This window comes from Noviherbaspirillum massiliense JC206, from assembly GCF_000312045.1.
In the GTDB taxonomy this organism is placed as follows: Bacteria; Pseudomonadota; Gammaproteobacteria; order Burkholderiales; family Burkholderiaceae_D; genus Noviherbaspirillum; species Noviherbaspirillum massiliense.
The window spans coordinates 1-13,583 of the sequence record NZ_HE978634.1; the positions used below are offsets into that span (position 1 = coordinate 1).

At 59.4% G+C, this 13,583-nt stretch carries 14 protein-coding genes; 6 read left to right on the forward strand and 8 right to left on the reverse strand.

Going from position 1 to position 13,583, the window contains the following annotated elements; genetic code table 11:
* Window positions 1-50 precede the first annotated feature (50 nt).
* The gene (locus HGHM_RS00010) at window positions 51-407 is read right to left on the reverse strand and encodes a colicin immunity protein (RefSeq protein WP_026075546.1); all 357 of its coding nucleotides are present in this window, start codon (window positions 405-407) and stop codon (window positions 51-53) included.
* Between the two features lie 5 nt (window positions 408-412).
* The gene (locus HGHM_RS00015) at window positions 413-865 is read right to left on the reverse strand and encodes a hypothetical protein (protein WP_019139445.1); all 453 of its coding nucleotides are present in this window, start codon (window positions 863-865) and stop codon (window positions 413-415) included.
* 124 nt (window positions 866-989) lie between these two features.
* On the opposite strand from HGHM_RS00015, the gene HGHM_RS00020 reads away from it, so the two are divergent.
* A complete protein-coding gene (locus HGHM_RS00020; RefSeq protein WP_019139446.1) occupies window positions 990-1,997 on the forward strand; it encodes an integron integrase in 1,008 nt (335 codons plus the stop codon).
* Between the two features lie 31 nt (window positions 1,998-2,028).
* Here the strand turns inward: HGHM_RS00020 and xerD are convergent, their stop codons facing one another.
* The 5 genes from xerD to HGHM_RS00045 all read right to left on the reverse strand — a co-directional run bounded on the left by xerD (window position 2,029) and on the right by HGHM_RS00045 (window position 6,756).
* Complete coding sequence (xerD, locus tag HGHM_RS00025) at window positions 2,029-2,934, reverse strand: site-specific tyrosine recombinase XerD (RefSeq protein WP_019139447.1); 906 nt, start codon at window positions 2,932-2,934, stop codon at window positions 2,029-2,031.
* Complete coding sequence (locus tag HGHM_RS00030) at window positions 2,931-3,431, reverse strand: methylated-DNA--[protein]-cysteine S-methyltransferase (protein ID WP_026075548.1); 501 nt, start codon at window positions 3,429-3,431, stop codon at window positions 2,931-2,933. Before HGHM_RS00030 ends, xerD begins: the two co-directional genes overlap by 4 nt.
* A gap of 298 nt (window positions 3,432-3,729) precedes the next feature.
* On the reverse strand, window positions 3,730-5,010 hold the full coding sequence (locus HGHM_RS00035; protein WP_019139449.1) for a TRAP transporter large permease: 1,281 nt from the start codon (window positions 5,008-5,010) through the stop codon (window positions 3,730-3,732).
* Window positions 5,007-5,597 carry a TRAP transporter small permease gene (locus tag HGHM_RS00040; protein ID WP_019139450.1) on the reverse strand — a complete coding sequence of 197 codons (591 nt, stop codon included), beginning with the start codon at window positions 5,595-5,597 and terminating at the stop codon, window positions 5,007-5,009. Before HGHM_RS00040 ends, HGHM_RS00035 begins: the two co-directional genes overlap by 4 nt.
* 157 nt (window positions 5,598-5,754) lie before the next feature.
* Entirely contained in the window at window positions 5,755-6,756 is a 1,002-nt protein-coding gene (locus HGHM_RS00045) for a TRAP transporter substrate-binding protein (RefSeq protein ID WP_019139451.1), read from the reverse strand.
* Window positions 6,757-6,903: 147 nt separating this feature from the next.
* Between HGHM_RS00045 and HGHM_RS00050 the strand changes: the two genes are divergently transcribed.
* From HGHM_RS00050 to HGHM_RS00060, 3 genes are all read left to right on the forward strand, one after another.
* A complete protein-coding gene (locus HGHM_RS00050; RefSeq protein ID WP_019139452.1) occupies window positions 6,904-8,958 on the forward strand; it encodes a PAS domain S-box protein in 2,055 nt (684 codons plus the stop codon).
* 102 nt (window positions 8,959-9,060) lie between these two features.
* Window positions 9,061-9,651, forward strand: coding sequence for a response regulator transcription factor (locus HGHM_RS00055; RefSeq protein ID WP_019139453.1), 591 nt, complete (start codon window positions 9,061-9,063; stop codon window positions 9,649-9,651).
* 92 nt (window positions 9,652-9,743) lie between these two features.
* On the forward strand, window positions 9,744-10,634 hold the full coding sequence (locus HGHM_RS00060) for an AEC family transporter (protein ID WP_019139454.1): 891 nt from the start codon (window positions 9,744-9,746) through the stop codon (window positions 10,632-10,634).
* A 6-nt stretch (window positions 10,635-10,640) separates the two neighbouring features.
* Here HGHM_RS00060 and queG read toward each other — a convergent pair whose 3' ends face one another.
* Window positions 10,641-11,723: a tRNA epoxyqueuosine(34) reductase QueG gene (queG, locus tag HGHM_RS00065; protein WP_019139455.1), complete on the reverse strand. Its 1,083-nt coding sequence runs from the start codon at window positions 11,721-11,723 to the stop codon at window positions 10,641-10,643.
* A gap of 69 nt (window positions 11,724-11,792) precedes the next feature.
* On the opposite strand from queG, the gene tsaE reads away from it, so the two are divergent.
* Together tsaE and HGHM_RS00075 are read left to right on the forward strand one after the other, a co-directional pair.
* On the forward strand, window positions 11,793-12,278 hold the full coding sequence (tsaE, locus tag HGHM_RS00070) for a tRNA (adenosine(37)-N6)-threonylcarbamoyltransferase complex ATPase subunit type 1 TsaE (protein WP_026075549.1): 486 nt from the start codon (window positions 11,793-11,795) through the stop codon (window positions 12,276-12,278).
* The gene (locus HGHM_RS00075) at window positions 12,242-13,570 is read left to right on the forward strand and encodes an N-acetylmuramoyl-L-alanine amidase (RefSeq protein ID WP_026075550.1); all 1,329 of its coding nucleotides are present in this window, start codon (window positions 12,242-12,244) and stop codon (window positions 13,568-13,570) included. Before tsaE ends, HGHM_RS00075 begins: the two co-directional genes overlap by 37 nt.
* The last annotated feature ends 13 nt before the right edge of the window (window positions 13,571-13,583 follow it).

A 13,583-nucleotide genomic window follows, 5' to 3' on the forward strand; every position in this document is an offset into this window, starting at 1 on the left:
CTTAAGTTGAACGACGCCGCGCTGGCGCGGTGTTCGTGCCGAACGACGTGTTAGATTGCATGACGCACCTTCGCGTGTTCATAGCCGACAATGGGGACTGCCGTCAGTATGAAGGCTCCATGAGCCGCCTGCTCATGCTCAATATTGCGCACTGCCCGTTCGTTGTTTTGCCGTGCTTCATCGATTGTGCACAGTGAATTGATGCCGTCCCAAATGCAATCGATGCGTGCCTCAAAACCAGGTGAGTGCCAGATGCCACCTTCCACGCGAACAATCACCAATCCGTAACTCGCAGCCTGAGTGCATACAACACGTGCCGCTGCAGGGGTGAGCTTCAACCACGAGCTTCCCTCCATTTCGAAGAATAGCTCCGGTTTGTCGTGAAGTGAGGCGCGGTCGACACTCATGCTATCTAACGATTTAAATGACCCGCGCCGAAGGCGTCGGTGTCGAATGGCGAGTTAAGTTCGCATACAGGGGATACACGCACACAATCGCCTTGAAAGGTACCATCATCATATTGTGATGACAAAAAAAGCTCATTGATATCGGCAGATAATCGCAGCACCTGATGGCCTTTATCGACATAGTCAAAGCAGATGTGTTTTCCGACCAATCCTGTCCAGTAGGAATGCGCACTGACATCGATGTGTTTTGTTACCCCGCCAGGCGAGAAAAATGACTCAGACCGGACCTCAATTGAGTATTGAAGCGGCTCGTTCCCCCACGAGACAAATTGTGATGTTCCATCAGCCATGTCCAGACGTACTTGCCCGTCGAGCTGATGCCATCCTGATGCCTCGTCGGCAGCAAAATACAGCTCCTCGAAGGGAAGCAGCTCGTAAGTAACGTGGCTCAGTATCATGCGAATTTAACTTGTTATAAATCGCAAAATGCCAATTTAACATGGCGAAGTGTCGTTTAACACGGCGATGTTGAATTAACGAAAATGGCTTGCCAGCTTGGGTTGTCATTTATATACTGTATTTATGTACAGTATTAACAAAAACACGAAATACGACAAGCCACCTTTGGTCTCGTCCAAACTACTGGATCAGCTTCGCGAGCGGCTGCGCTACCTGCATTACAGCCTACAGACAGAAAAGAATTATGTGTATTGGGTGCGCTGGTTTATCCGCTGGCATGGCATCCGCCATCCGAAAGACATGGGCGGCAAGGAGGTGGAAGCTTTTCTGTCCATGCTTGCTAATGAACGGAAGGCAGCTCCCTCTACTCACCGGCAGGCATTGAGTGCCCTGCTGTTTCTCTACAAAGAAGTGTTGGACATGGAGTTGCCTTGGATGCAGGACATCGGGCGCCCCATTCCAACCAAACGGATTCCCGTCGTCCTGACACCTGCGGAAGTCAAACAGGTTTTGGGATTGATGGATGGAGTTGCCGGTTTGCTGGCACGCTTGATTTATGGCACTGGCTTGCGCCTGCGGGAAGGCTTGTCATTGCGGGTAAAGGACATTGATTTCGATCGACGTGTAATCATTGTCCGCGAAGGGAAAGGCGGCAAGGACCGTGCGGTCATGCTGCCGGAGGTATTGAAGCCCGCTCTGAAGGAACAGCTCGCGTACGCGCGTGCAGTATGGGAAGCGGATCGGCAAGCCAACTTTCCGGGCGTGTATTTGCCGCATGCCCTGGAAGTCAAATATCCTCGGGCCGGACAGAGCTGGGCATGGCAATGGGTGTTTCCGTCGCCTACCGTGTCGCGCGATCCCCAAACCGGAATCATTCGGCGTCACTATTTGTATCCCGAACGCTTGCAGCGCGCGCTCAAGCATGCCGCTATTCACGCAGGCATTCAAAAACAGGTCAGCGTCCATATCCTGCGGCATTCATTTGCCACGCACTTGCTGCAAAGCGGGACTGACATCCGGACAGTGCAGGAACTCCTTGGCCACAGCGACGTGAGCACCACGATGATTTATACGCATGTGCTCAAGATAGCAGCTGGAACAACGAAGAGTCCGCTCGATACCCTGTCTTGATTCATGGCCTGAACGATAGATCAGCCATCGTTCATCCGCGCGGATGATGCTTCTCGTGCAGCTTCTTCAAACGCTCGCGCGCCACATGCGTATAAATCTGCGTGGTCGAAATGTCGGCATGGCCGAGCAGCAGTTGCACCACGCGCAGGTCGGCGCCGTGGTTCAGCAAATGCGTGGCAAAGGCATGGCGCAAGGTGTGCGGCGACATGGGCGCATTGATGCCGGCCTTGAGCGCGTATTTCTTGATCAGGGTCCAGAACATCTGGCGCGTCATAGCGCCCCCGCGGCCGGTGACGAACAGGGCATCGTCGGCCTGGCCCCTGAGGATGGCGGGGCGTGCCTGCTTGAGGTAGCGCTCGATCCAGCTGCGTGCTTCCTCGCCGAAAGGGACGAGGCGAGTCTTGCTGCCCTTGCCGGTGATGCGCAGCACGCCTTCGTTCATGCCGAGTTCGATCGACTTGAGCAGCACCAGTTCCGACACCCGCAAGCCGCTGGCATACATCAATTCCAGCATGGTGCGATCGCGCAGGCCGAGGGGGGTGTCCACATCGGGTGCGGCCAGCAGCGCTTCCACCTGCGCCTCGCTCAGGGTTTTCGGATGGCGCGGCGGCTGCTTTGCCGATTTCAGCCTGAGGCAGGGATCAGCGCTGATCTTGTTCTGGCGCAGTGCGAGCTGATAGAAGCGCTTGAAGGCGGCAAGACGACGATTGGCCGAACTGGCCTTGGTGCTGGCGTGCTTGGCGGCGAAGTAGGCATTCAGGTCGGCCGCCTCGGCCTGGTGCAGGGTCTTGCCGCGCTCGGCTTCCAGCCATCGCGCGAACAGGGTCATGTCGCGCCGGTAGGCATCGAGCGAGTTCTTCGCCAGCCCGTCTTCCAGCCAGAGCGTGTCGCAGAATTCGTCGATCTGGCCCTGGCTGGCAAGTACTGCTTCTGTCATCGGTATCCCTCGACGCCTTCATGGGCGAGCAGCCAGCGCTTGACGCCGAGATGAAAGCCGGTCTCATCGTCATGGTTGGCAAAGCCGCCAAGGCCGCCGGATGCGGTGACGCGGTGGCAGGGAATCACGAGGGGGAACCAGTTGGCGCCGCAAGCTTGGCCGACGGCGCGCGGGGCGGAACGAAGCATGCGCGCGACTGCGCCGTAAGTCAGCACTTCACCACGCGGAATGGAAGAAATGACATCCCAGACCCTGCGTTGGAAGGAAGTACCCACCTCGGCCAACGGCAAGTCGAATCGGAAGTCGGGTTGCGTGAAGTACTGTTCGAGCTGCCGCGCCGCTTGTTCGGCCAGCGGGTCCGTAGGTGCCTTTTCATCAAAATGCGGCGGCAGGTACACCAGTTCGCGCAGCAGGCCGGCTTCGGTCCGGATGCCGACAGCGCCGAACGGCGCCTTGACGATGGCGGAAAACAGGTCGCTGCGGGAGGAAGTGTTCATGGCGATAGGATAAAACAAAACCTGCCGGCCATGACAGCCCGGACAGGTTCTGCGCTGCATCCGGACGCACAAAATAAAAAAGCGCATCTCACGACGCGCCTCAAATTGCTGCATGTGTGTCCGGTGCCGCTTGTGTGGTTTGCAGACCGAGTCTGCAGCGGCTTTTTGGAACACACGTCTCCATTGCGGACGGTATCAATACCGTTTCTCGTCCCCTCCAATATCCTCCTTCAACGGAAGGCCGCAGCCTTTTGCAGGTCTGCGGCCTTAAAGTGGACTCATTTTATAAAATGAATTTTCACTTGTAAATCATGTTCGGCAGCCAGAGCGAAATCTGGGGCACGTAGGTGATCAGCAGCAGGAACACGACCATCGTCAGCAGCCACGGCATGACTGCCACCGTTAGTTCGGTAATGCCCATCTTGGTGATGCCCGAAGCCACGTACAGATTCAGGCCCACCGGCGGATGGCACATGCCGACTTCCATGTTCACCACGATCAGGATACCGAAATGGATCGGATCGATGCCGAGTTTCATTGCCACCGGGAACAGAATCGGCGCCATGATCAGAACGATTGACGACGGTTCCATCACATTACCGGCGAGCAACAACAGGATATTGACCACCAGCAGGAAGCCGATCACGCCCAAGCCCCGATCCGTGATGAATTGCGCCATCGCCTGCGGGATGTTTTCGCTAGTCATCAGGAACGAGAAAAGCACGGCATTGGTGATGATATACAGCAGCATGGCCGACATCGATGCCGAATCCAGCAGGACTTTCGACACCTGCTTCAAGCTCATGTCCTTGTAGACGAACACGGCGATGAAGAAGGCGTAGACGGCCGACATGGCGGCGGCTTCGGTCGGCGTAAAGGCGCCGGAATAAATGCCGCCCATGACGATCACGATCAGCAGCAGGCCCCAGGCGCTCTGGCGGAAAGCGCGGAAACGCTCACCCCAGGATGCCTTCGGCAGACGCGGATAGTTGTTCTTGCGTGCCAGGAACCAGGTTGTCATTCCGAGCATGACCGCCAGCATCACGCCCGGCACGACACCAGCCATGAACAGCTTGCCCACCGAGGTGTTGGTCGAGACCGAATACATCACCATCACGATCGATGGCGGGATCAGGATGCCGAGCGCGCCCGAAGTAGTAATCACACCCGCGCCGAAGCGATTCGGGAAGCCCTGCTTCACCATGGCGGGCAGCAGGATCGATCCGATCGCCACCACCGTTGCCGGACTGGAGCCCGAGACCGCGGCAAACAGGGCGCAGGCCAGTACGCCTGCCAGCGCCAGACCGCCGTGCCAGTGACCGACCATCGAGGTTGCGAAGTTGATCATCCGGCGCGCTACGCCACCATGCGTCAGGAAGTTCCCGGCCAGGATGAAGAACGGAATCGCCATGATCTCGAAGTTCTCGATCCCGGTAAAGAGCTTCAAGGCGACCGATTCGATCGGTACCTGGGTCATGGTAAACAGGAAGGTCAATACCGTCAGGCCGAGCGAAATCGAGATCGGCATGCCAGTCAGCATCAGCACGATCAGCAGAATGAAGATAATGGCGGCGTTCATGCGCGGTTTCCTTTGCGTTCCAGTTCTGCGATCTCTTCCTGCACTTCCTGCTCATCCAGTCCTTCCACGTGAGCGTGGTCGTGCTTGGGCAGTTCTCCGGTACGGATGAATTGCCAGGTCACTTGCAGGAAGCGGAACGACATCAGGTAAGAACCGAGAGGAATGGCCAGATAGACGATCCACATCGGCACCTCGAGGTCGGCCGATACCTGTTCGGTGTGCGCGATGGACCAGACGAACTTTGCGCCCAGGGTGCCGACGATCGCGGTGAACACTGCGCCAGCCAGCAGGCCGAACACGATGAACTTGTTGCGCCACGGTGTATTGAGTTTGTTGATCAGCACATCGACGCCGACGTGGATACCGGTGCGCACGCCGTATGCGGCGCCGAACTTGGCCATCCAGACGAACAGGTAAATCGTCAATTCCTGCGCCCAGCTGGTGTTGAGCTGGATGAGCTCGTCCTGCAGGACAGGAATTGGCAATCCCGATGCATAGCGATGCAGCACCGCGACAAAGGTGATGAGAGTGGCCAGTGCGATCAGCGTTGCGATCAGCCACTCCTCCAAATGATCCAGAAACTTCACGAAATCCCCTCGATATATCGGAACAGGAAAGACCCCTGCCGGCTTTCTCTGCCCCTGATGGTGCAGCGGCTTGCGCAGCGTTCCCGCCCGCAAGCCGCGTCATGTCAGGAAATTACAGCGCCGCATCCGCGTTGGCGTCGGATGCAGCGCCCAGGCATCAGTTCTTGAGCGATGCCGTTTCCTTGTTGATGGCGTCGATCAGATCCTTGCCAACACGGCTTGCCATCTGCTTCTGGACAGGCAGCAGGGCCTTGCGCCATTCAGCCTGTTCCTTTTCGGTCGGCTGATAGATCTTGGTCTTGCCGCTCTTGCGCACTTCTTCCAGCGCCCAGTCATTTTCCTTCTGGGCGATGTCGTTGGCGTACGTGGTCGCTTCCTTCATCGCGCCTTCGAGCGCGGTGCGGATGTCGGCCGGCAGTCCATCCCAGAACTTCTTGTTCACGATCACCGCATAGCCGAGGTAGCCGTGGTTGGTCATGGTCAGGTTAGATTGCACTTCATGCATCTTCTGGGTGTAGAAGTTGGAAGGCGGGTTCTCGGTGCCGTCTACCACGCCGGTCTGCAGCGCCTGGTACACCTCGGAGAAAGCCAGCACCTGCGGGTTGGCGCCCAGAGCACGCATCTGCGCATCGAGCACCTTGGACGACTGGATACGTACCTTCAAACCCTTGAGGTCGGACGGAGAATGCAGGGGCTTGTTGGCGGACATGACCTTGAAGCCGTTATCCCAGTAGGCCAGGCCAGTAATACCCTTGGATTCCAGCTTCTTGAACAGTTCCTTGCCAACCGGACCTTCCGTCACCTTGTACAGTGCCTGCTTGGTCGGGAAGATGTAGGGAATGTCGAACACTTCGAATTCCTTCACGCCGAGCGGGCCGAACTTCGCCAGCGACGGTGCCAGCATCTGCACTGCGCCCAGTTGCAGTGCTTCCAGCTCTTCCTTGTCCTTGTACAGCTGGCTGTTCGGGTAGACATCGACCTTTACGCGGCCCTTGGTGGCCTTTTCGGCGAGTTCCTTGAATTTCTCGGCACCCTTGCCCTTGGGCGTATCGGGTGCCACCACGTGGCTGAACTTAATTACGATGGGGGCCTCGGCAAATGCATTCGCGCTTACCAGTGCAGCAGCCGACAAAGCCAGCAAAACAGCTTTCAATTTCATTATTGACTCCGGAATGGTCGTTGAAACAAGGTCTTGCAATTTCGCGGTGTATTGTCATGATCCGAACAGGCATGCAACAAGTGTGGATAACCACAATTTCCGTCAGATGCATGAAATGGTCCGGCACTCGGATACACTAGCGCCACGATGATGGATTCAAGACCCGACAGATCATTTCGGCCACGCTGGCGCGGCCGCCGGCAGATATGGCGCTGGCTGCTGCCAACTTCGCTGGTCCTGCTGTTCTTGTCGACGCTGCTGTGGCTCCCCTGGCAGGCGCAGCGCATGGAAGCAAATGAGCGCCAGGAGCAGCTGATTGCCGATACGCTGTGGGTGGAGCAGGCGATCCGCTTCCAGCTCGGCCGCAATGAGGAAAGCCTGCGCCTGGTCGGCGCCGAAATCACGGCGGGCAGACTGCCGCCTGCCAAGTTCCAGGAACATGTCGCGACGCTGTTGCGCAATGACCGCGAAATCGAGTGGATCACCTGGCTTGACAAGAATGGCAAGCCGGTGGCGGCAAGCCACGACTTCCCCGCTTCGCTGGCCGACTATCCGGCCCCGTCGCAGGACACTTCCGAACAAGCTCGCACGAGGAAATCGCCGCAGTACAGCCAGCCGACCGCAGCACCCAGCAAATCCGAAGCAAAGTCCATGCACTATCATCTGCCGCTGTTCGTCAGAGACAGGTACATCGGCAGTCTGGTGACGAGTTACTCCCTGTCCAGCATCCTGGATGAAATGGTGCCATGGTGGTTCGCCCAGGATAATGAAATCGCATTGACCGATGCCGAAGACAACGTCCTGCAAAAGCGCGCAGCCGGCGGCCCCGGTCGCAATATCTATACGCACGGCAGAAGCCTGGACCTGCCCGGACTGACGCTCATCCTGCGCACCAATAGCGTAAAGAGCGCACCCAGGCTGCTGCCCAACCTGCTGGTGGGATCGGTGATCGCACTGAGCCTTGGCCTGCTGTGGAGCTTGTGGGCGCTGTGGCGGGACATCAACCGCCGCCTCGCGGCCGAAGGCGCCTTGCGCAAAGAAGTCGCCTTTCGCAGCGCGATGGAAAATTCGCTGCTGACCGGCCTGCGGGCACGCGACCTGGAAGGCCGCATCACCTATGTGAATCCCGCGTTCTCCGACATGGTCGGCATTCCCGCAGAGGATTTGGTGGGCAAGGCACCGCCCATGCCCTACTGGGCGCCAGAGGGCATGGAGGAATACCGGCTCCGCTTTTCCCAGGTCCTGTCCGGAGTAGCGACGCCGCAGTATGAAACGGTTTTCCAGCGCAGCAACGGGGAGCGCTTCCCGGTACTGATCTTCGAATCGCCGCTGGTCGATGCAAGCGGCCGGCAGACCGGGTGGATGGGTTCGATCCTGGACATCTCCGATCGCAAGCGCGTAGAAGAACTGAACCGGCAACAGCAGGAAAAACTGCAGGCGAGCGCCCGCCTGGCGACGATGGGCGAAATCGCGTCGACGCTCGCACATGAGCTGAACCAGCCGTTGGCAGCAATCTCCAGCTATACCACCGGGGCGCTGAACATGATCCTCCACGCTTCGTCGCAATCGCGCAGCATCGATGCAAGCATGCTGCAGCCTGCGCTCGAAAAGGCCAGCGCGCAGGCGCAGCGTGCCGGGCACATCATCCGCAGCGTGGCCGCCTTCGTGAAGAATCGCGAGCCCCTGCGCGAGGCGGTCACGATCGCCGCCGTGATCGACCGGGCGATGCCGCTGATCGAAATGCAGGCGCAGCGTTTCTTCGTGTCGGTCACCACCCACGTCGCACCCGACCTCCCCAGCGTGCGCGCTGACCGCACACTGCTGGAACAGGTATTGCTGAACCTGACGCGAAACGGCATTGAAGCCATGCAGCACGTGCCCCCTCTGCGCCGCATCCTGCGCATCACGGCGGAGCTGGAACAGGGGGACGACACGCAAAACGTGGTGGTGTCGGTGGTCGACCAGGGGCATGGCATCCCGGAGGAAGTGGCCAAGCGCCTGTTCTCGCCCTTCTTTTCGACCAAGGCGGAAGGGATGGGCATGGGATTGAACATCTGCCGCACCGCGGTCGAGTTCCACGGCGGCACGCTCGAGCACACCGAGAATCCGCAGGGCGGCACCATCTTCCGGTTCTCGCTGCCCGCGCTCCATCAGCCTCTGCCCAAGAAGAAATCGAGGCCAACAACTGCCGCAACAAGCTAGCTAGCCAATGCCGGCTGCGTTCAACTGATACAATCGATTTCCTGCCAGGGTGGACAAGGCGTCTTCCGGCAGGCCTGACTGATTAGATTGGCTGGAAACTGAATGTTGCACATAGTCGATGACGAAGAGGCGATCCGCGATTCCCTCGCCTGGCTGGCCGAGTCGAGAAAAATTGCCGCCACCGCTTACGAAAGCGGCGAAGCGTTCCTTGCGATGCTCGAGCACAAGGCCGCTTTCGATCCGCTGGGCGAGTGCATTCTGCTCGATGTGCGCATGCCCGACGTGAGCGGCGTCGCCCTGTTCGATCTCCTTGCGTCACGCGAACTGACCCGGCAGTTGCCCGTCATTTTTCTCACCGGCCATGGTGATGTGCCGATGGCTGTCGATACCCTGAAGCGCGGGGCTTTCGATTTCTTCGAAAAGCCATTCAACGACAACACGCTGATGGACCGGGTAGAGGAAGCCCTCGCCGCTTCGCAAAAGGCAAGCGCGAGTGCCGCGGTGCAGGCGCGCCTCGCTGCCCTGTCCGCCAGGGAGCGGGAAGTCCTCGATCTCATCCTCGAGGGCAACATGAACAAGGTCATCGCCGACAAGCTCGGCATCAGCATGCGTACCGTCGAGGTGCACCGTGCGCACATATTCGACAAGATGAATGTGAAGACGGCGGTGGAGCTGGCGCGAATGCTGAAATAAGCCGGACGCGCGAACAATACTCCGGCAGTGCCTGCGCAGAATCAGGAACGCCAGTAACATCTTCGGGTTTCCATTTTCTCCACTGCATCTCCATGTCTCTCGCCGCCATCCTCTTCCCGGACTTCACCCTGATCCTGCTCGGTTTTCTTCTCATGAGGATCACCGACTGGGGGCAACCTTTCTGGTCCGGCCTGGAGAAGCTGGTCTATTACGTCCTGTTCCCGGTGCTGCTGTTCTACTCCACTGCTCGCACACCGTTCGACTTCGCCAGCGCGGGCAAGCTGCTGCAGGTTGCACTGTTTGCAACGGGTTGCGGCATTGCGCTCGGCTGGCTGGCCAAGCCCCTGTTCAGGAGCGGTCCCATGGTATTCGAATCCGGCGTGCAGACGGCCTTCCGCTTCAATTCCTACATCGGCCTTGCGATCGCGTCGCGCCTTGGCGGAGAACAGGGTACCGCACTGATGGCGCTGATCGTGGCTTTTGCCGTCCCGCTCTGCAATTTCGCCGCGGTACATGCGCTGGTCCACAAGAGCGGCGGCCTGTTGGCGGAACTGGTCAGGAATCCGCTGATCGTCGCAACCGCAAGCGGAGTCCTGTTCAATTTGCTGGGCCTGCATTTGCCTGAAGTGGTCGCGGCGACGATGTCGCGCATTGCAAATGCGTCGATTGCAGTGGGATTGATCGCGGTCGGCGCCGGGCTGCGCCTGTCGGGCCTGCATGAGGCAAAGGGACTGGCAGCCTATTTCATTGCAGTCAAGCTGCTGGCCTTGCCGCTGATTGCTTATGCGGCAGGCAGCTGGGTCGGATTGACAGCCTTGCAAATGCAGATCGTCATCATGTTCTGCGCCCTGCCGACTGCGTCGACTGCCTATGTGCTCGCGGCCCGGATGGGCGGGAACGGCCCCTTCGTCGCCTTCCTTATTTCGGCCGGCACTGCGTTGTCGGCCGTGACGCTGCCGCTGTGGCTCAGCCTGGTGCGCTAGCGCCTGTCATTGTTTGTGGTGCTGGGCGAGCGCCCACGCCACATGCTCCCTGACCAGCGCGGATTCATGATCGGCGCGTGCCCCGAGCGCTGCCACGATTGCTTCTGAATCCGGTGCCCCGTGCGCCGCATTGCCCAGTCCCACTGCGAGATTGCGCAGCCAGCGCTCATGGCCGATGCGCCGGATCGGGCTGCCTTCCAGCTTGCGGTTGAACTCATCCTCCGACCACGCGAACAGTTCCACCAGGCTGGCGCTGTCCAGGCCGTTGCGCGCATCGAAATCCGGAATTACGGCGCGCTGCGCAAACTTGTTCCAGGGGCAGATCAACTGGCAATCATCGCAGCCGTAGACCCGGTTGCCGATCAGCGGCCGCAACTCGACCGGGATGCTGCCCTTGAGTTCTATCGTCAGGTAGGAAATGCAGCGACGCGCATCGAGCCTGTAGGGCCCGACGATAGCCTGCGTCGGACAGACATCGATGCATGCGCGGCATTGGCCACAGTGCGCCGTCACCGGCTCGTCCACCGGCAAGGGCAGGTCGGTGAACAACTCGCCGAGGAAAAACATCGAGCCGGCTTCACGGGTCAGCAGCAGGGTATGCTTGCCGCGCCAGCCGAGGCCGGATTTGCCCGCCAGCTCTTCTTCCAGCACCGGCGCCGAATCGGTGAACACGCGGTAGCCGAAATCGCCGACTTCGTTCCGAATGCGTTCGGCCAGCTGCTGCAGGCGCGCACGCAATACCTTGTGATAGTCACGCCCGCGCGCATATACGGAAATGACGGCCGCCGACGGATCCTGTATGCGCTTCAGCTCGCGCGCGCGCCACTCGTCCCCGGCATCACGCGGCAGGTAATCCATGCGCGCCGTGATCACGCGCACCGTTCCCGGCACGAGTTCCGCCGGTCGCGCACGCTTCATTCCGTGCGCTGCCATATAATCCATCTCGCCGTGATGTCCGGCATCGAGCCATGCTTTGAGGCCGGGCTCCGCATGTGCCAAGTCCACATCGGTGATGCGAACGTCGGCAAAGCCGAGCTCGCGCCCCCATGCCTTGATCGTCACGGCAAGTGCAGATAAATTGTCATTCATAAAAACCAAGTTCCCGCAAGGGCAGGAAGCGCGCAGGCGCATTTGCGGTACAAAGCACCATTTTACGAGATGCAGCACTTCAAGACCCACCTCCACGACGAAGCTGGCACGGCCGCCATGGGCGCAGCGCTGGCGCGCGCGCTGGTGCCGGGGCTGGTGATTTACCTGCACGGTGAACTCGGCGCCGGCAAAACGGCACTCACGCGCGCCCTGCTGCATGCCGCCGGCCATGCGGGTGCGGTCAAGAGCCCGACCTATACGCTGGCCGAGCCCTATACCGTGAGCCTCGCGGGCCAGCCCCTACATGTCATCCATTTCGACCTGTATCGCATGGCCAGTCCGGAAGAATTCCTTGATGCCGGATTTCGCGATCATTTCAATGAACAGAATGTATGCATCGTAGAATGGCCGGAAAAGGCCGCTCCGGTGTTGCCCTCGCCCGACGTCGATGTGTTCCTCACGGTTGCCGGTGCAGGGCGTGATATAGAATTGCAAGCGTTGTCCGAACAAGGAACTCGATGCCTCGACCGACTGAATTTCGCACCCAACCTCTGACATCCCGGGCGCGCCGTACTCTCCTCAAGGCCGGCGGCACACTTCTCGTTTCCGTATTTGCATCGCTCCCGGCGCGCGCTGCGCAAATCCTTGCCGTGCGCGTGTGGCCGGCGGATGACTATACCCGCGTGACCCTCGAGAACGACACCGACCTGAAGGTCAATCATTTCATCATCAAGAATCCGGAGCGGCTGGTCGTCGACATCGAAGGCATCGACCTGAATCCGACCCTGAAGGAGCTGGTTGCGAAGATCCAGCCGAATGATCCGTACATCAGACAGGTGCGAGTCGGCCAGAACCGGCCGAATGTGGTTCGCCTGGTATTCGACCTGAAGGAAGAAGTCGATCCCCAGGTGTTTACGCTGGCGCCGATCGGTGAGTACAAGCATCGCCTGATATTCGACCTGTATCCGGTCAATGCGCTGGACCCGATCGCCGAGCTGATCAAGAAGGGCGAATGGGCGCGGGATGACGGAATGACGGTCAAGCCGCCCGCAGTGGTGGCTGAGCCGGAACCGATGCCAACCCAGCCGGATCTTCCCGCATCAAAAATCGGGCGGGCCGACAAGCCATCCACCTTGAGCCGCATGATCACGATTGCGCTCGATCCCGGCCATGGCGGCGAAGATCCGGGCGCGCTGGGACGCGGCGGCAGCCGCGAAAAGGACGTGGTACTGGCCATCGCCAAGCGACTCAAGGCGAAGATCGAGCAGCAGCCGAACATGCGCGTGATGCTGACTCGCGACGGCGATTATTTCGTACCGCTCAATGTGCGGGTACAGAAGGCGCGCAAGGTCCAGGCCGATCTGTTCGTCTCCATCCATGCCGATGCCTTCGTTGAAGCCCGCGCGCGCGGCTCCTCGGTATTCGTGCTCTCGGAAAAAGGCGCCAGTTCCACCGCCGCCCGCTGGCTGGCCAACAAGGAAAACGCGGCCGACCTGATCGGCGGCATCAACATCAAGAATCATGATCGCCAGCTCGCGAGCGTGCTGCTCGATCTGTCGACCACGGCGCAAATCAATGACAGCCTGAAGCTGGGCAAGGCTGTGCTGAACGAGATCGGCGGCATCAACCGCCTGCACCGGGGAGATGTTGAACAGGCAGGTTTTGCTGTTCTGAAGGCGCCGGACATTCCCAGCATCCTCATAGAAACCGCCTTCATCTCCAACCCGGAAGAAGAGGCGAAACTGACGGACGAGAGCTATCAGAACCAGATGGCGGATGCGGTGCTGAATGGCATCAAGAAGTATTTCGCGAAGAATCCGCCCCTGGCAAAGAACAGGATGACCTGACGCCACTGGCGGC